Origin of the sequence: Streptomyces sp. NPDC048419, from assembly GCF_043200415.1 — a bacterium.
Taxonomy (GTDB): Bacteria; Actinomycetota; Actinomycetes; order Streptomycetales; family Streptomycetaceae; genus Streptomyces.
Genome location: NZ_JBICXT010000001.1, coordinates 144,494 through 161,573, shown reverse-complemented (window position 1 = coordinate 161,573; position 17,080 = coordinate 144,494). Strand labels below are relative to the sequence as shown.

13 protein-coding genes and 1 tRNA gene are annotated in these 17,080 nt (G+C 70.4%); 7 read left to right on the top strand and 7 right to left on the bottom strand.

The window, feature by feature from the left end; genetic code table 11:
- From ACGFYN_RS00690 to ACGFYN_RS00670, 5 genes are all read right to left on the bottom strand, one after another.
- On the bottom strand, positions 1-1,407 hold the full coding sequence (locus ACGFYN_RS00690; RefSeq protein WP_393863521.1) for an OFA family MFS transporter: 1,407 nt from the start codon (positions 1,405-1,407) through the stop codon (positions 1-3).
- A complete protein-coding gene (locus ACGFYN_RS00685; protein WP_393863520.1) occupies positions 1,404-2,795 on the bottom strand; it encodes an OFA family MFS transporter in 1,392 nt (463 codons plus the stop codon). The genes ACGFYN_RS00690 and ACGFYN_RS00685 overlap by 4 nt, the downstream gene beginning before the upstream one ends.
- A gap of 121 nt (positions 2,796-2,916) precedes the next feature.
- Positions 2,917-5,061 (bottom strand): acetate--CoA ligase family protein, encoded by a 2,145-nt coding sequence (locus ACGFYN_RS00680; RefSeq protein ID WP_393863519.1) that lies wholly within the window; start codon positions 5,059-5,061, stop codon positions 2,917-2,919.
- Between the two features lie 4 nt (positions 5,062-5,065).
- On the bottom strand, positions 5,066-6,325 hold the full coding sequence (gene frc, locus ACGFYN_RS00675; protein WP_393863518.1) for a formyl-CoA transferase: 1,260 nt from the start codon (positions 6,323-6,325) through the stop codon (positions 5,066-5,068).
- 9 nt (positions 6,326-6,334) lie between these two features.
- Entirely contained in the window at positions 6,335-8,017 is a 1,683-nt protein-coding gene (locus ACGFYN_RS00670) for a thiamine pyrophosphate-binding protein (RefSeq protein WP_393863517.1), read from the bottom strand.
- A gap of 144 nt (positions 8,018-8,161) precedes the next feature.
- Between ACGFYN_RS00670 and sucC the strand changes: the two genes are divergently transcribed.
- From sucC to ACGFYN_RS00645, 5 genes are all read left to right on the top strand, one after another.
- Positions 8,162-9,292 carry an ADP-forming succinate--CoA ligase subunit beta gene (gene sucC, locus ACGFYN_RS00665; RefSeq protein WP_393863516.1) on the top strand — a complete coding sequence of 377 codons (1,131 nt, stop codon included), beginning with the start codon at positions 8,162-8,164 and terminating at the stop codon, positions 9,290-9,292.
- 14 nt (positions 9,293-9,306) lie between these two features.
- Complete coding sequence (gene sucD, locus ACGFYN_RS00660) at positions 9,307-10,191, top strand: succinate--CoA ligase subunit alpha (RefSeq protein WP_393863515.1); 885 nt, start codon at positions 9,307-9,309, stop codon at positions 10,189-10,191.
- Between the two features lie 67 nt (positions 10,192-10,258).
- Positions 10,259-11,830, top strand: coding sequence for an aldehyde dehydrogenase family protein (locus ACGFYN_RS00655; protein ID WP_393863514.1), 1,572 nt, complete (start codon positions 10,259-10,261; stop codon positions 11,828-11,830).
- A gap of 203 nt (positions 11,831-12,033) precedes the next feature.
- Positions 12,034-12,121 (top strand) — tRNA-Leu (locus ACGFYN_RS00650).
- 85 nt (positions 12,122-12,206) lie between these two features.
- Positions 12,207-13,784 carry an AMP-binding protein gene (locus tag ACGFYN_RS00645; protein ID WP_393863513.1) on the top strand — a complete coding sequence of 526 codons (1,578 nt, stop codon included), beginning with the start codon at positions 12,207-12,209 and terminating at the stop codon, positions 13,782-13,784.
- A 73-nt stretch (positions 13,785-13,857) separates the two neighbouring features.
- Here ACGFYN_RS00645 and ACGFYN_RS00640 read toward each other — a convergent pair whose 3' ends face one another.
- Positions 13,858-14,964 carry an acyltransferase family protein gene (locus ACGFYN_RS00640; protein WP_393863512.1) on the bottom strand — a complete coding sequence of 369 codons (1,107 nt, stop codon included), beginning with the start codon at positions 14,962-14,964 and terminating at the stop codon, positions 13,858-13,860.
- Positions 14,965-15,128: 164 nt separating this feature from the next.
- Between ACGFYN_RS00640 and ACGFYN_RS00635 the strand changes: the two genes are divergently transcribed.
- Both ACGFYN_RS00635 and ACGFYN_RS00630 read left to right on the top strand, forming a co-directional pair.
- Positions 15,129-15,629: a BlaI/MecI/CopY family transcriptional regulator gene (locus ACGFYN_RS00635; protein ID WP_393863511.1), complete on the top strand. Its 501-nt coding sequence runs from the start codon at positions 15,129-15,131 to the stop codon at positions 15,627-15,629.
- 3 nt (positions 15,630-15,632) lie between these two features.
- Positions 15,633-16,574, top strand: a complete 942-nt coding sequence (locus ACGFYN_RS00630) for a M56 family metallopeptidase (protein ID WP_393863510.1) — start codon at positions 15,633-15,635, stop codon at positions 16,572-16,574.
- Between the two features lie 41 nt (positions 16,575-16,615).
- Here the strand turns inward: ACGFYN_RS00630 and ACGFYN_RS00625 are convergent, their stop codons facing one another.
- Positions 16,616-17,071, bottom strand: a complete 456-nt coding sequence (locus tag ACGFYN_RS00625) for a tellurite resistance TerB family protein (RefSeq protein WP_393863509.1) — start codon at positions 17,069-17,071, stop codon at positions 16,616-16,618.
- Positions 17,072-17,080 lie beyond the last annotated feature (9 nt).

Here is a 17,080-nt window from a genome sequence, read left to right as displayed (position 1 = left end):
TCAGCTCGCGGGCTGCGGTTGCGGAGTCAGCGCGTCCCTGCCGCTGCGCCCGGGCTGCCGCAGGAACAGCGCGATCACCGCCGCGACCATCGACACGCCTCCGGCCAGGGCGTACGCCCCGTTGTAGCCCCAGGCCGCGACCACCATGGAGCCGAGCCCGCCGCCGAACAGGCCGCTGACCAGTTTGCCGCTGTACACCAGGCCGTAGTTGGTGGCGTTGTAGTTCTCGCCGAAGTAGTCCGGGGTGAGGGCGGCGAACATCGGGTAGAAGGCGCCGCCGCCGAAGCCGGAGAGGAAGGCGAAGAACAGGAACAGCCACTCGTTCTTCATGTCACCGGCCCAGATGACGCCGAACTGGGCGAGGCCAAGGACGAGGATGACGAACACCAGGGTCAGCTTGCGGCCCCACAGGTCCGACAGCCAGCCGACCACGGCCCGGCCGACGCCGTTGATGACGGCCATGACACCCATCGAGGAGGCCGCGACCAGCGGGCCGAAGCCCGCCTCCTTGGCGAAGTCGACCTGGAAGGAGATGCCGAAGATCGACACACCGGCCGTCATGACGATGGTGATCCACATCAGCGGGAGCATTCCGGTCCTGATGGCCTCCTTCGGCGTGAACTGCCGCACCGCGGGAGGGTTCTTGGCCAGGCTGTGCGCACTCTTGGTGTTGCCGGAGAAGGACAGCGGGTCGATGTCCGCGGGCCACCAGTTCTTCGGCGGGTCCTTGAAGAAGTAGGCGCAGACGGCCACCGCGATCAGCACGTAGACGCCGATCAGGTCGAGCACCTCGTTGTAGTTCCCGGTGTCGAAGGCGTAGTTGAAGATGAAGATGAACGGCAGCGAGCCGTAGGCGAAGCCGCCGTTGACGAAGCCGGTCTTCGCGCCGCGCCGTTCGGGGAACCACTTGCCGACCATGTTGATGCAGGTGGCGTAGATCAGGCCCGAGCCCAGACCGCCGACCACACCGAAGCCGAGGATGGCCAGCATCACGTTGTCGAGGTGGGACAGGGCCAGGAAGCCGACCAGACACATCGCCGCGCCGGTGTACATGGCCCGGCGTGCGGTGAGGATGCCGCGCTCGCGCAGCCAGCCGGCCGGGAAGGCGATGCCCGCCTGGAAGAACACCCAGATGCTCAGGATCCAGAAGGTGTTGCTCTGCGTCCAGCCGTGCGCCGAGGACAGGGTGTCCTCCGCGGAGCCGTACGCGTACTCGGAGACGCTGATGGCCATCATGGCGGCCCACGGCAGATACACCATGAACTTGCGGGGGTGGCCGAGGATGTCCCTGTCGGTCTCGCCGACGCGGTAGACACGGCCGTGGGAGTCTTTGACCTCTCGGTAGGGACGGTTTGCGGCGCCGGGCTCTGCCGGCGAGCTGCCTGTTGCTATCGGGTCCGCGGTCATGTCAGGGACATCTCCTCGCCGAGCGGGTGCGGGTTGGGGACGATGCGCCGGGCGTTGGGCCTGCCCGGGGATTTCAGGAAGAGGGCCGGTACTGCGGAGGCCAGGCCGACGGAGCCGGCCAGGACGAACGCGCCGTGGTGGTCCCACCTGCCGACGACGAGCGCGGCCACGCCCGAGGCGGCGAGCCCGGCGATCAGCGCCGAGCCGTGGAGCAGTCCATGGATGGCGGCGTTGGCGTTCTCACCGAAGTGATCCGCCGTCATGGCCGCGAACAGCGGGAAGATCGCCCCGCCGCCGAGACCCGAGACCATGGAGCAGAGCAGGAGAAGCGGCATGCTGCCCGCCTGGCCGAAGACCAGCACGCCGAACTGCGCCGTGCCGAGGACGATGCAGACGGTGATGAGTGTGTTGCGGCGTCCCCAGAGGTCGGAGATCCAGCCGGCGACACCGCTTCCGGTGCCGTACGCGACGGCCGTCAGGGCCATCGCCGTGGCCACGAACCCGGAACCGAAGCCGGACTCGTCGCCGAACGGCACCAGAACCGCGATGCCGTGGACGCCGATGCCGGCCGTGCACAGCAGGCAGAGCCACATCATCCACAGCACGGGAGTGCGGACGGCGTCCTTCACGGTGTACTGCCTGACCGCCGGCGGGTTCTTCCGCAGTGCCCGGCGGGTCTTCGGGTCGCCGGTCATCCGCAGCGGATCCACGTGGACCGGCCACCAGTTCTTCGGCGGGTCCACGAGGGGCCGGCCTGCCGCGGCCACCACCAGGCACAGCCCGGTGCCCGCGGCGGCGAGCACGCCCCGGTGGGCGCCCAGGTCGAGGCCCGAGGCAACCAGAACGGCCAAGGGCACGCACCCGTAGGCGAAACCGCTGCTCACGAGGCCCGTCCTGAAGCCCTTGCGCTCCGGATACCACTTGGCGGCCGTGTTCAGGCAGGTCGCCTGCACAAGCCCGGCGCCGATGCCGCCCAGGACGCCGAAGCCGACCTGGGAGACCGCCGCGTCCGGCACGAACGCCAGCCACAGACAGCCCAGCAGCGCGCCGACGGCGCCGCAGGACATCGCCGTACGGGCGGGCAGCCGGCCGCTCTCGCGCAGCAGCCCGGCGGGGTAGGCCGTGGCCGCCTGGAAGAAGACCCAGACGCCCAGCAGCCGGAAGAGGTGCCCGCCGCTCCACGCATGCGCCTCGTGGAGCGTGCCCCCCGCCGACGCGAATGCGAGCTCGGCGGAGCTGATGCCCATCATGCCCACCCAGGGCAGGACGACCATCGATGTGCGTGTTCGGCCCATCAGATCGACATCCGATTCGCCGACCCGATACACGCGGCCTTTGCGGTCCGTCACCTCCCTACAGGGGACGGACGGATGGTGGGTGGTTGTCATTTGCTCAGTGCCCCTTGCGTCGAAAGCTCTGGCCAGCGCCCCCTGTCCAATGCATTTCGCGTGCGCACGGGTCCCGGGGGCCGACCGGCCGCACTGCCGGCCGGCCCCGCGTTCCCTCACCTCATGAACCGCCCCCCAACAGTCCCGCCGCCCTGGCCCAGCGGTACTTGGCGCCGAGCACGGCCACCGGCTTCTCGGTCGTGTACGGGTACGCCACGACCCCGCGCTCGTAGAGGTACTGGCAGGCCTCCTCGACCTCGACGTCGCCCGCGAGCGAGGCCACCACGGGCTTCTCGATGCCGCGCTCCCGGAACTCGGCCACCACGCGCGCGGTGAGCTCCGCGAAGACCATCGGGGGAGTCACGATCGTGTGCCAGTAGCCGAGGACGAGAGCGTGGATGCGCGGGTCCTCCAGACCCAGCCGGATCGTCGCCTCGTACGTCGACGGCGGCTCGCCACCGGTGATGTCGACCGGGTTGCCCGCGGCCCCGAAGGGTGGGATGAACTTCCGGAAGGACGCGTCCAGGTCCTCCGGTATCTCCATCAAAGTCAGACCGTTGTCGGTCACCGCGTCCGACAGCAGCACCCCGCTGCCGCCCGCGCCGGTGATGATCACGACGTTGTCGCCCTGGGGGGCGGGGAGCACCGGCAACGCGCGCGCGTACTCGAGCATCTCGTTCAGCCCGGGCGCCCTGATGACGCCGGCCTGCCTGAGGATGTCGTCGTAGACGGCGTCGTCGCCCGCGAGCGCCCCGGTGTGCGAGCCCGCGGCCTTCGCGCCCGCCGCCGTACGGCCCGCCTTCAGAACCACGACCGGCTTCTTCGGCACGGTCGCGCGCGCGGCCTCCACGAAGGCGCGCCCGTCCTTGAGGTCCTCCAGGTGCATCGCGATGCACTGGGTGTGGGGGTCCTCGCCGAACCAGGTCAGCAGGTCGTCCTCGTCCAGGTCCGACTTGTTGCCGAGGCCCACGATCGCCGACACACCCGTCTTGGTGGTGCGGGCGAAGCCCAGGATGGCCATGCCGATGCCGCCGGACTGCGAGGTCAGCGCCACGCCGCCCTTGACGTCGTACGGCGTGCAGAACGTGGCGCACAGGTCCTGCCACGTGGAGTAGTAGCCGTAGATGTTCGGGCCGAGGAGGCGGACGCCGTACCGCGCGCCGATCGCGACGATCTCCTCCTGGAGTTCGTGCTCGCCGGTCTCCGCGAAACCGGAGGGGATCAGCACGGCGTTGGGGATGTTCTTGCGTCCCACCTCCTCCAGGGCCGAGGCCACGAACTTGGCGGGGATAGCGAAGACCGCCACATCCACCTCACCGGGAACGTCCGTGACACTCTTGTACGCCTTGCGGCCCAGAATGTCATCGGCCTTGGGGTTCACCGGATGGATCTCTCCGGCGAAGCCGCCGTCGATGAGGTTGCGCATCACGGAGTTGCCGATCTTGCCCTGCTCGTTGGAGGCGCCGATCACGGCGACCGAGGCGGGCTGCATCAGGCGCCGCATCGAGGTGAGGATCTCCTCGCGCGTGTACTTCCTGCGCGGGGGCGGCTGCTTCTCGGCGAGGATCACGCGGATGTCGGCGGCTACGGCGCTCTCCGGGGTCGCGATCACCGGGTTGAGGTCGACCTCGGCGATCTCCGGGAAGTCCGCCACCAGTTGTGACACCCTGCGGATCTGCTCGGCGACCGCCCACCGGTCCACGGCCGGGGCGCCGCGCACCCCGTGCAGGATCTCCGCCGACCGGATCGAGTCCAGCATGGACATCGCCTCGTCGGCGCTGACCGGCGCCAGCCGGAACGTGACGTCCTTGAGGACCTCGACGAGCACTCCGCCGAGCCCGAAGGCGACCACCTTGCCGAAGGTCGGGTCGGTCACCGCGCCGACGATGACCTCCTGCCCCTGCGGCAGCAGCTCCTGGACCTGCACGCCCTCGATACGCGCCTGGGCGTCGTACGCCCGGGCGTTCTCGACGATCCTGTGGAACGCGGCCCGTACGTCCGCGGCGCCCTCGACGCCGACGATCACACCGCCGGCGTCGGTCTTGTGCAGGATGTCCGGCGAGACGATCTTCATCACGACGGGCCCGCCGAAGCGCGCCGCGTAGGAGACGGCCTCGTCGACGTCGGTGGCCAGCTCCTCGCCCGGTACCGCGATGCCGTACGCGTCGGCGATCACCTTGCCCTCGGGCGCGGTCAGCGCGGTCCGCCCCTCGGCCCGCACAGTGTCGAGGAGCGACCGCACCCTCAGCTCCCGGTCTTCCGCCATCACGTCAGATCACTCCGTTCGACTTGAGCAGGCGCAGCTCCTCGTCGCCGAGGCCGAGCTCGCCGACGTAGACCTCTTCGTTGTGTTCGCCGAGCAGCGGTGAACTGGTCACCTCGACGGGGGAGTCGGACAGCTTCAGCGGGCTGCCGACCGTGGTGAACTCGCCGCGCTCGGGGTGCGGCACGGTGACGACCATCTCGTTGGCGACCAGCGACCGGTCCTCGATGATCTCCTTGGTGGAGAGGATCGGCCCGCACGGGATGTTGTGGGCGTTCAGCCGCTCCAGCACCTCCCACTTGGGCAGCGTCGAGGACCACTCCTCGATGAGCTGGAACATCTTGTTGAGCTTGGGCAGGCGGGCCTCGGGCGTCGCCCACTCGGGGTCCTCCGCCAGCTCCGGCCGGCTGATCAGCTCGCTGATGGGCCGCCAGCCGACGGGCTGGACGATGACGTACACGTAGTCGTTCGGGCCGCCCGGCGCGCACTGGACCGCCCAGCCGGGCTGACCGCCGCCGGAGGCGTTTCCCGACCTGGGAACTTCGGTGCCGAAGTCCTCGTTGGGATATTCAGCAAGGGGGCCGTGGGCCAGGCGCTGCTGATCGCGCAGCTTCACCCGGCAGAGGTTGAGCACAGCGTGCTGCATGGCCACGTTCACCCGCTGGCCGCGCCCGGTGTGCTCGCGCTGGAACAGCGCCGCGAGGATCCCCGCCACGACGTGGACGCCCGTGCCCGAGTCCCCGATCTGGGCCCCCGTCGCCAGCGGCGGCCCGTCCTCGAAACCGGTGGTCGACATCGACCCGCCCATGGCCTGCGCGACGACCTCGTAGGCCTTGAAGTTGGTGTACGGGCCCTCGCCGAACCCCTTGATGGAGGCATAGACGATCCGGGGATTGATCTCCTGGATGCGGTCCCAGGTGAAGCCCATGCGGTCGATCGCGCCCGGTCCGAAGTTCTCGACCATGACGTCGGAGCGCCGGATCAGCTCGGTCAGGATGTCCTTGCCGCGCTCGGTCTTGGTGTTGAGGGTGATGCTCCGCTTGTTGCAGTTGAGCATCGTGAAGTAGAGGGAGTCGACGTCCGGCAGATCGCGCAGCTGCTTGCGCGTGATGTCTCCGGTCGGCGCCTCCAGCTTGATGACGTCCGCGCCGAGCCAGGCCAGCAACTGGGTCGCGGAGGGCCCGGACTGGACGTGGGTCATGTCGAGGACGCGGACGCCGGCGAGCGCCTTGGTCGGCTGCGAGGTCGAAATGATCTCCGTGGTCATCGGGTCACCTCACTTGTACATGGTCTGGTTCATGGTTCCGGGGGCGTACGCGTCCGGGTCGACCCAGACGTTGATCAGCGACGGCTTGCCCGACTCGCGGGCGCGCCGCAGCGCGGGGCCGATGTCGGCGGGGTCGCGCACCTCCTCGCCGTAACCGCCCAGCATCTGCGCGAACTTGTCGTAGTGGACGTCGCCGAGGGTGTTGCCGATCCGCTCGCGCTCCATGCCGTACTTCTGCGCCTGGCCGTAACGGATCTGGTTCATCGAGGAGTTGTTGCCGACGATGCCGACGAACGGGAGGTCGTAGCGGACGAGGGTCTCGAAGTCCCAGCCGGTGAGGGAGAAGGCGCCGTCACCGAAGAGGGCCACCACCTCCTTGTCGGGCCGCGCCTGCTTGGCCGCGAGCACGAAGGGGACGCCGACGCCTAGGGTGCCGAGCGGTCCCGGGTCCATCCAGTGCCCGGGGGACTTGGGCTGCACGACCTGCCCGGAGAAGGTGACGATGTCGCCGCCGTCGCCGATGTAGATCGAGTCCTCGGTCAGGAAGTCGTTGATCTCGCTGACCAGGCGGTACGGGTGGATCGGTGAGGCGTCCGACCTCAGGCTGGGCAGCCGCTTCTCGATGGCGGTCTGCTCGGCGGCGCGCAGCTCGTCGAGCCACTCCTTGCGCTTGGCGGCCCCGCCGTTGATGCGTCCGGAGGCGGCCTCGGTGACCGACTTCAGGACGAGCCCGGCGTCGCCGACGATGCCGAGGTCGATGTCGCGGTTCTTGCCGACGGTGCGGTAGTCGAGGTCGATCTGCACGACGGTCGCGTCGGGGGAGAGCCGCTTGCCGTAGCCCATGCGGAAGTCGAAGGGCGTGCCGACGATGACGATGACGTCGGCGTTCGAGAAGGCGTAGCGGCGCGACAGCTGGAAGTGGTGCGGGTCGCCGGGCGGGAGGGTGCCGCGCCCTGCGCCGTTCATGTAGGCCGGGATGTTGAGGGTGCGCACGAGGTCGATGGCCGCCTCGGTGCCGCGGGTCGTCCAGACCTGGCTGCCGAGCAGGATGGCCGGCTTCTCGGCGTGCACCAGCAGGTCGGCGAGTTTCTCGACGGCCTCGGGGTCGCCGGCCGAGCGGGTCGAGGCGCGGTAGGCGCCGGCCTTCGGCACGCGCGCCTTGTCGGCCGGCACCTTGGCGTCCAGCACGTCGCGCGGGATCTCCAGGAAGGAGGGGCCGGGCGCGCCGTGGTAGCACTCGCGGAACGCCATCGACACCATGTCCGCGGCGCGCGCCGTATCGGGTACGGCCGCCGCGAACTTGGTGATCGGCGTCATCATGTCGACGTGCGGCAGGTCCTGCAGCGACCCCATCTTGTGCTGGGTGAGCGCTCCTTGGCCGCCGATCAGCAGCATCGGTGACTCCGCGCGGAAGGCGTTGGCGACACCGGTGACGGCGTCCGTCGTCCCCGGGCCCGCGGTGACCACCGCGCAGCCCGGCTTGCCGGTGAGCCGGGCGTAACCGTCGGCGGCGTGCGCGGCGACCTGCTCGTGGCGGACGTCGACGACCTCGATGCCCTCGTCGACGCAGCCGTCGTAGATGTCGATGATGTGGCCGCCGCACAACGTGTAGATGCGGTCGACCCCCTCGGCCTTGAGGGCCTTGGCCACCAGATGACCGCCGGAAATCGAGTCCTGGGTGTCGTCGGGCATGGCGAAGTCCTGTCCCTTCGTAGGGGGTGGAACTGCTCTCGCGGTACATTGCATACAGTCGACGAATACTGTATGAACCTTGTTATCCCGCATCCGGTGGGTGGTGTCCAGGGGGCGTGCGGCACTTTTAAGACAGGAGCCGAAATGGACCTGTACGAGCACCAGGCAAGAGAACTCTTCGAGGAGCACGGCATCGTGGTGCCGAGGGCGGAGGTCACCGACTCGCCCAAGGAAGCACGCGAGATCGCCCGCAGGCTGGGTGGGCGAGTGGTGGTGAAAGCCCAGGTCAAGACGGGCGGACGAGGTAAGGCCGGCGGGGTGAAACTGGCGGCCGACCCGGCTGCCGCGGAGCTCACCGCACGGCAGATCCTCGGCATGGACATCAAGGGTCATACGGTCGGCAAGGTGATGCTGGCGCAGCCCGTGGCCATCGAGACCGAGTACTACGTCTCCTATGTGCTCGACCGGGCGGCGGGCACCTTCCTCGCGATCGCCTCCGCCGAGGGCGGCATGGACATCGAGGAGGTCGCCGCCAGTCGTCCCGAGGCGGTGGCCCGCATCCCGATCGACCCGGCCGAGGGCGTGACCTCGGCGAAGGCGGGCGAGATCGCGGAGGCGGCGGGCCTGCCGCCGCAGACCGTCGACGTGCTCGTACGGCTGTGGCAGGTACTGGTCCGCGAGGACGCGCTCCTCGTCGAGGTCAACCCGCTCGTGCGCACCGGGCAAGGCCAGATCCTTGCGCTCGACGGCAAGGTGACCCTCGACGACAACGCCCGCTTCCGGCAAGCGCGTTGGGGCGCGGAGGGTGTGGAGCACGACGACAGGCTGGAGGCCGCGGCCGCCGCCAAGGGCCTCAACTACGTGAAGCTGGACGGCGAGGTCGGCATCATCGGCAACGGTGCCGGCCTGGTCATGTCGACGCTCGACGTGGTCGCGGGCTGCGGCGCCCGCCCCGCCAACTTCCTGGACATCGGCGGCGGAGCCTCCGCCCAGATCATGGCCGACGGCCTGTCCGTCATCCTCTCCGACCCGGCCGTGAAGTCGGTCTTCGTCAACGTCTTCGGCGGCATCACCGCCTGCGACGCGGTCGCCGACGGCATCGTGCAGGCCCTGGACGCCGTGCAGTTGACCAAGCCGCTGGTCGTGCGGCTCGACGGGAACAGCGCGGCCCGCGGCCGCGCCATCCTCGACCAGCGCGCGCACCCGCTGGTGCAGCAGGCCACCACCATGGACGGCGCCGCCGCCCGGGCAGCCCAACTCGCCACCGCCAACTGAGGAAACGGGACGACATGGCCATCTATCTCACCAAGGAGAGCAAGGTTCTCGTCCAGGGCATGACCGGCGGCGAGGGCATGAAGCACACCCGGCGGATGCTCGCGGCCGGCACGAACGTCGTCGGCGGCGTCAACCCGCGCAAGGCCGGCCGCAGCGTCGACTTCGACGACCGGGCCGTCCCCGTCTACGGGTCGGTCGCCGAGGTCATGCACGCCACCGGCGCCGACGTCACCGTCGTCTTCGTCCCGCCGGCCTTCGCGAAGGCCGCCGTGATCGAGGCCGCCGACGCCGGCATCGGCCTGGCGGTCGTCATCACCGAGGGCATCCCCGTCCACGACTCCGTCGCCTTCCACGCGTACGCGAAGGCGAAGGGCACCCGGGTCGTCGGCCCCAACTGCCCCGGCCTGATCACTCCGGGGCAGTCCAACGCGGGCATCATCCCGTCCGACATCACCAAGCCCGGCCGCATCGGCCTGGTGTCGAAGTCGGGCACGCTCACCTACCAACTCATGTACGAGCTCCGGGACATCGGCTTCTCCACCTGCGTCGGCATCGGCGGCGACCCGGTCGTGGGCACCACCCACATCGACTGCCTGGCCGCCTTCCAGGACGACCCCGACACCGAACTGATCGTCCTCATCGGCGAGATCGGCGGCGACGCCGAAGAACGGGCGGCGGCGTACATCCAGGAGCGCGTCACCAAGCCCGTGGTCGGCTACATCGCCGGCTTCACCGCGCCCGAGGGCAAGACGATGGGGCACGCGGGCGCGATCGTGTCCGGCTCCTCCGGCACCGCGCAGGCGAAGAAGGAGGCGCTGGAGGCAGTAGGGGTGCGTGTGGGCAGCACACCGACGGAGACGGCGAAACTTGTGCTCGCACGTCTCGAAGAGCAGCGATAGGTCGCTCATAGTCGAACTGAGCCACGTATCCCCGCCCCCGACTGTGCACCGAGAGCGGAGCAACCGAATGGCATCGACCCTCACCACCAACTCCCTGACGCTCAAAGCGGATACGTCCTGGCAGGACGCCTGGCAGCGCTGCCTCCGCGTCGCCCCCGAGGCGTTTCGGGACGACCGTGTCCTCAACCTCTGGGGCTCCGGCTGGCAGGCGGACGGCCGGGCGCTGCCCGCCACCAGCCCCGTCGACGGCAGCCCCGTCGACGGCAGCCCCGTCGCCGGCCCGCCCCGCCTGGACCGCGACACCGCGCACCAGGCCGTCCGCGCGTCGCTCGACCAGCACCGCGCCTGGCGGCACGTCCCCCTCGAGGAACGCCGCGCCCGGGTAGCGGCCACCCTCGACGCCCTGACCCAACACCGCGAACTCCTGGCCCTGTTGCTCGTCTGGGAGATCGGCAAGCCCTGGCGGCTCGCGCAGGCGGACGTCGACCGGGCGATCGACGGCGTGCGCTGGTACGTCGACGGCATCGAGCCGATGCTGGAGGACCGGGCTCCGCTGGACGGCCCGGTCTCCAACATCGCGAGCTGGAACTACCCGATGAGCGTGCTCGTCCACGCCCTGCTGGTCCAGGCCCTGGCCGGCAACGCGGTGATCGCCAAGACCCCGACCGACGGCGGCGTCGCGTGTCTCACCCTGGCCTGCGCGCTCGCCGCGCGTGAGGGCATCCCGGCCACCCTCGTCAGCGGCAGCGGAGGCGAGCTGTCCCAGGCGCTGGTGCGGGCGCCGGAGATCGGCTGTGTCTCCTTCGTCGGCGGCCGCGACACCGGCGCCGCCGTGGCCACGGCCGTCGCCGACCTCGGCAAGCGCCATGTGCTCGAACAGGAAGGACTCAACACCTGGGGCATCTGGAACCACTCGGACTGGGACGCGCTCGGCGCGATGATCCCCAAGCTCTTCGACTACGGCAAGCAGCGCTGCACGGCGTATCCGCGCTTCGTCGTCCAGCGGCGGCTGTTCGACGACTTCCTGGCGGCGTACCTCCCGGCGGTGCGCACCCTGAAGGTCGGCCACCCGCTCGCCGTCGAGCGGCCCGAGGACCCGTATCCGCAGCTGGACTTCGGGCCGGTCATCAACGCCGCCAAGGCCAAGGAACTGCACGACCAGATCGCCGAGGCCATCGAGCGCGGCGCGGTCCCGCTGCACCGCGCCGGTGAGGCCGAGGCCCGCTTCCTGCCGGGGCAGGACACCTCGGCGTACGTCCAGCCGGTCACGCTCCTCAATCCGCCGCCGTCGTCGCCGCTGCACCATGCGGAGCCGTTCGGCCCGGTCGACACGATCGTCCTGGTCGACACGGAGGCGGAGCTGCTGGCCGCGATGAACGCCTCCAACGGCGCGCTCGTGGCCACGCTGTCCACGGACGACCGGTCCACCTTCGACCGGCTGGCGCCGCAGATCCGCGCGTTCAAGACAGGACACGGCAGGCCCCGCTCCCGTGGTGACCGGGACGAGCTGTTCGGCGGCTTCGGGGCGTCCTGGCGGGGCGCCTTCGTCGGCGGGGAACTCCTCGTCCGAGCCGTGACGCAGGGGCCGGCGGGGGAGCGGCTGCCCGGGAACTTCCCGGACTACCACCTCATGCCGTGACCGACGCCCGATGGCCGTAACGGCCCGATCACCGCTGGTGACGCGTTTCCTCCGGCCTTCCGCGGTCGGAGGAAACGCGTCACCACGGCGGGGACGCGCACCCGGGAATGCACGCGGATATGCAGGTGAAGGGCACTGCGAAACCTTGGTATTGTTGTGCATGTCGCCCGGGGGAACACCCCGGTCAAGGCGGCAGACACCTGGTCCGGGTGGCGGAATGGCAGACGCGCTAGCTTGAGGTGCTAGTGCCCTTTATCGGGCGTGGGGGTTCAAGTCCCCCCTCGGACACCAGCAAAGACCCCTGTTGATCAGGGGTCTTTCGCGTTTCGAAGACGACCTGCGTGACCCGCTCCGCGCGATCGGAGGGCCGGAACCGATGACCGAACCGGAACAGGGGCCCGCCTCGACCCTGTCGTTCGAGCCGCTCACCCCCGTCTCGTACCTGGACCGGGCCGCGGCGGCGCACGGAGAGCGGATCGCGGTCGTGGACGGCGACCGGCGCTGGTCGTACACGGAGTTCCACGACCGCTGCCGCCGGCTGGCGGGTGTGCTGGCACCTCTGGCGCAGGGCCGGCCGGTCGCGGTGCTCGCGCCCAACACGCATGTGCTGCTGGAGGCGAGCTTCGGGGTGCCGTGGGCGGGCGTCCCCCTGGTGGCCGTCAACACCCGGCTGTCGGCCCGCGAGATCGCCTACATCCTGCGCCACTGCGAGGCGTCGGTGCTGGTGCACGACCCCCTCCTCGACGACCTGGCCGACGCCGCGGTCGCGGGCCTGTCCGAGCCCCCGCACCGGATCCGGGCGGGGGAGCAGTACGAGCGCCTGCTGGCCGAGGCGACCCCCACCGCGATCCGGCCGCAGGACGAGCGGTCGCTGCTGTCGATCAACTACACGTCCGGGACGACCGGACGGCCCAAGGGCGTGATGTACCACCACCGCGGCGCCTACCTCCAGTCGCTGGCCATGGTGGGGCACACCGGGCTGTCACCGTCCTCGGTGCACCTGTGGACGCTGCCGATGTTCCACTGCAACGGCTGGTGCTTCCCGTGGGCGGTGACCGCGGCGGCGGCCACCCACGTATGCCTGCCGAAGGTCGAACCCGCCGAGGTGTGGCGGCTGTTGAACACCGAGGGGGTGACGCATCTGGAGGGCGCCCCGACGGTGCTGTCGATGCTCGCCCACGCACCGGACGCGTCGCTGCTGGCGCAGACCGTGAAGGTCGCGACCGGCGGGGCGCCGCCGTCCCCGGCGATCCTGCGGCGGATGGGGGAACTGGGCTTCGACGTCACGCATCTGTACGGCCTGACCGAGACGTTCGGCCCGGCCATGATCTGCGACTGGCGTCCGGAGTGGAACGTCCTCGACGACCGGGCCCGGGCCCGTCTCAAGGCGCGCCAGGGCGTCGGCAACATGATCTCGTGCGCGGCACGTGTGATCGCCGGGGACGGCTCCGACGTTCCCGCGGACGGGACGACGGTGGGGGAGATCTCGTTGCGCGGCAACAACCTCATGCTCGGCTACTTCAAGGACGCGGAGGCCACCGCGAAGGCCGCACCGGACGGCTGGTTCCGCACCGGCGACCTCGGTGTCCTGCACCCGGACGGGTACGTAGAACTGCGCGACCGCAGCAAGGACGTGATCATCACCGGCGGGGAGAACGTCGCCTCGGTCGAGGTCGAGCAGGTCATCGCCGAGCATCCGGCCGTCTCGGAGGTCGCGGTCGTCGCGGTACCCGACGAGCGGTGGGGGGAGGTGCCCGCCGCGTACGTGAGTCTGCTGGACGGCGCCGAGGCCACCGAGGCCGAGATCATCGAGTTCGTCCGGGCCCGGCTGGCCCGGTTCAAGGCGCCCCGGCACGTGGTGTTCGGGGAGCTGCCCAAGACGTCCACCGGCAAGATCCAGAAGTTCGTCCTGCGCGATCGGGCCTGGACCGGCGCGGAACGCAGGATCCAGTAGCGATCCTTCAGGCGGGGCGACCGGGGCGACCGGGGCGGCCGGGGCGGGCGGGGCGGTCGGCGCTGCCGGGTCCTCAGGAGAGACGTAGCTCCCGCGGGTCCCGCCGGAACGCCCAGTCCATCTTCGGCTCGATCACGAAGCGGAAGATCCGCCGGACCGGCGACGTGCAGAACACGGTCACCACCGTGGCGGCGACGAGCGTGGCGGTGATCTCGCCGAGCGGGCCGTGGATCCAGGCAGGGTCGTACCAGCCCCAGAACTTCGAGCCCTGGGCGATGAAGCCGTGCAGCAGATAGCCGTAGAGCGTGCCCGCGCCCAGAGCGGTGAACCACAGGCGGCGGCCCGGCACCCAGGACAGGAAGCAGGCGACCAGGATCATCGAGCAGCCGAAGCCGGCGAGCGTCATCAAGGGCCCGTACCAGGCGGGCGCACCCAGCTCCTGGGCGCTGTCGCGGTGGAAGAACCAGGCCCCGGTCATGCGCGGGACCGCCCAGTACGACACGGCGAGCGCACCGGCGAGCACGGGCATGGCACAGGCGCGCACCCGCCAGCGGCGCAGCAGCTGGAAGTGCTCCGGGCGCAGGCACAGGCCGACCACGAAGTAGGGCAGGAACTGCAGCACACGCTGGAGGTCGAGGTCGTTGCCGATGGACGGCGAGACGCTCGCCAGCATCGCGATCACGAGCGCCAGCGGCAACGGCCGGCGCACGGTCCTCCAGAGCGGTGTCGTCAGCCGCCAGACGAACAGCGCGATCAGGAACCACGTCAGATACAGCGGGTCCAGCAGCGTGATCGGCCGGTCCGGGACGCCGTCGGTCCAGCGGGTGAAGAGGGTGTACGCCGTCTCGAAGACGACGTACGGCACCAGGACGCCCGTCACCAGGCGCTTGATCTTCGCCGGGCTCGCGTCGAAGCTGCGGGAGAAGTAGCCGGAGATCACTATGAACGCCGGCATGTGGAAGGCGTAGACGAAGTTGTAGAGCGCGGTGACGGTCCGGCTGCCGTCCCGCAGCGGCTCCCATGAATGCCCCATCGCCACCAGCACGATCGCCAGGTACTTCGCGTTGTCGAAGTACGCGTCGCGCCGGGCCGGCCGTTTTTGCCCTTCGCCCCGCGGGGAACCTGTGGTCCCGGGGGACTGTCTTATCCGAGTGGCGGCTGTGGTCTGAGGATGGGACATCCCACGCGCCTGACCGATTCTCTGCCGCGTAAACCCCGGAACACGGGACTCCCCTGTGGTACGCCCTGGTGGGACCTGTGACGCAGGGGCCGGCGAGTGGGCCATCTCACTACGATGGAGCGGGTGTTGAGCGGCGCAGCGCGGTGCCGTACTGGGGAGGCCGGGTGGGACAGCAGGACGGACGCGGCGGCGGGAGCCCGGGAGTGCCGGCTCGCCGGAGGGGGCAGGGCGAACTGGAGGCCCAGGTGCTCGCCGCTCTGCGGGCCGCCCCGGAACCGGTACCCGCGGGCTGGGTCCGCGAGCATCTCGGCGGCACCCTCGCCTACACCACCGTCATCACCATCCTGACCCGGCTCCAGGCCAAGGGCGTGGTGACCCGTCAGCGCGCGGGCCGCTCCTTCGCATGGACCGCGGCGGCCGACGAGGCGGGCCTCGCGGCGCACCGCATGCGCCGGGTGCTGGACGGCGAGACGAACCGGCAGGCGGTGCTCGCCAGCTTCGTCTCCTCCCTTCCGCCCCAGGACGAGGAACTGCTCCGCAGGCTCTTCCAGGAGACCGAGGGGACCGAGGAGACCGAGGAGACCGAGGCCGCCGCGCAGACCGAGGAGACCGCGCAGACGGAGCGCGGCGGCAGTGATGCGCGCGCCGACGGCCGGGAGCACTGAGGCATGGGCGTGTTCGTCCTGCTGCCGCTCGTGCTGCCGCTGACCGCCTGGCCCGTCGCGCGCCTCGCCGAGCACCGGCTGCATCCGCATCCGGCGACCCTGCTGCTGTCGGCGGCCGCCGCCGTGCTCGGCCTGTGCAGCAGTCTGTGCCTGGGACTTCTCGCGATCGTGGGCACCGCACAGCTGCCGGGCAACCCCCTGCCCGACGGCTGGGCCGATCCGCAGGTGCGCGCGGCGGTGCCGCACGACGAGGTGATCGGCAAGGGCGCCGTGTGCGCGCTCGCCCTCGCGGCCGCCGCCTGCACGGCCCTGCTGCTGCGCCACCGCCGGGTACACCGCCGTGCCGCACGGGCGCTGCGCGCACTGCCCGCCACACAGGTCGCCGTCCTGCCGGACGAGGTGCCGTACGCCCACGCGCTGCCCGGGCGGCGCGGCCGGGCCGGGCGCATCCTGGTCTCCACCGGCATGCTGGCCGGCCTGGACTCCCGTGAGTGCCGCGTCCTGTTCGCCCATGAACGCGCCCATCTCACCGGACGCCACGACCGCCATCTGCTGCGGGCGGGACTCGCGGCCCGCGCCAATCCGTTCCTACGGCCGCTGCGGACCGCCGTCGCCTACACCGTGGAGCGCTGGGCGGACGAGGAGGCGGCTCGGGCGGTCGGCAGCCGGCGGGTCACCGCCCGTGCGATCGCCAAGGCCGCCCTGGTCTCCCGGCTGGCACCCGCGCCGACCCTGGCCGCGCTCGCCGCCACGGCCGGACCCGTGCCGCGCAGGGTGGCGGCCCTGCTGGGTCCGGCTCCGGCCGCCCGTACCCTGCCGCCGATGTTCACGGCCATGGGCGTGGCCGTCTGGACGGCGGCCGCGGGTGCCGCCCTCTCCGCCATGTCGTCGGCGAACTCGGCGGTCACCATGTTCCTGATCCTCAAGGCGGCGACCCCGCTGTAGCGCGCTCCAGCGCGTCAGGGGCCAGGCCGCCGCCGGGCCGATCAGAGGTCGAACTCGTGCGGCGGCAGGTCGAGCGTGAAGCACGCCTCCCGCACCACGGCCTGCTCCGTCTTGTCGAAGTCGCCGTCGGCGCCGCCGATGACGATGCCGATCTGGATGACGGCACGGGCCTCGGCGGGCTTCTTCTTCGCCTTGGCGACTTCCTGGAGCACGCTGACCTTGCCGAAGGCGAAGTCGGTCGTCAGCTTGTTCAGGTTCTCCTCGAAACGGCGGCGCAGATCGTCGGCGGGGAAGTTCTGCAGGACCTCGTTGGTGGCGATCAACTGGGCCACGCGCTGCCGCTCGGCCGGGTCGATGGTGCCGTCCGCGGCGGCGACCAGGGCACACATCGCCATGCTCGCGTCGCGGAAGGCGCCGCTCTTCAGATCGTTCTTCTTCGCCACGAGCTGGGTCTGCATCGTCGTCGCGGATTCCTTGATGCGGTCCCACAGGGCCATGAGAACTCC

What these genes read in the sequence shown, in the direction of transcription:
- ACGFYN_RS00630 (WP_393863510.1), top strand. Translation starts at nt 15,633, where the DNA reads ATGGGCGTGTTCGTCCTGCTGCCGCTCGTGCTGCCGCTGACCGCCTGG.
- ACGFYN_RS00645 (WP_393863513.1), top strand. Translation starts at nt 12,207, where the DNA reads ATGACCGAACCGGAACAGGGGCCCGCCTCGACCCTGTCGTTCGAGCCG.
- sucD (WP_393863515.1), top strand. Translation starts at nt 9,307, where the DNA reads ATGGCCATCTATCTCACCAAGGAGAGCAAGGTTCTCGTCCAGGGCATG.
- ACGFYN_RS00670 (WP_393863517.1), bottom strand. Translation starts at nt 8,017, where the DNA reads ATGCCCGACGACACCCAGGACTCGATTTCCGGCGGTCATCTGGTGGCC.
- ACGFYN_RS00640 (WP_393863512.1), bottom strand. Translation starts at nt 14,964, where the DNA reads ATGTCCCATCCTCAGACCACAGCCGCCACTCGGATAAGACAGTCCCCC.
- ACGFYN_RS00625 (WP_393863509.1), bottom strand. Translation starts at nt 17,071, where the DNA reads ATGGCCCTGTGGGACCGCATCAAGGAATCCGCGACGACGATGCAGACC.
- ACGFYN_RS00690 (WP_393863521.1), bottom strand. Translation starts at nt 1,407, where the DNA reads ATGACCGCGGACCCGATAGCAACAGGCAGCTCGCCGGCAGAGCCCGGC.
- ACGFYN_RS00680 (WP_393863519.1), bottom strand. Translation starts at nt 5,061, where the DNA reads ATGGCGGAAGACCGGGAGCTGAGGGTGCGGTCGCTCCTCGACACTGTG.
- ACGFYN_RS00685 (WP_393863520.1), bottom strand. Translation starts at nt 2,795, where the DNA reads ATGACAACCACCCACCATCCGTCCGTCCCCTGTAGGGAGGTGACGGAC.
- frc (WP_393863518.1), bottom strand. Translation starts at nt 6,325, where the DNA reads ATGACCACGGAGATCATTTCGACCTCGCAGCCGACCAAGGCGCTCGCC.
- sucC (WP_393863516.1), top strand. Translation starts at nt 8,162, where the DNA reads ATGGACCTGTACGAGCACCAGGCAAGAGAACTCTTCGAGGAGCACGGC.
- ACGFYN_RS00655 (WP_393863514.1), top strand. Translation starts at nt 10,259, where the DNA reads ATGGCATCGACCCTCACCACCAACTCCCTGACGCTCAAAGCGGATACG.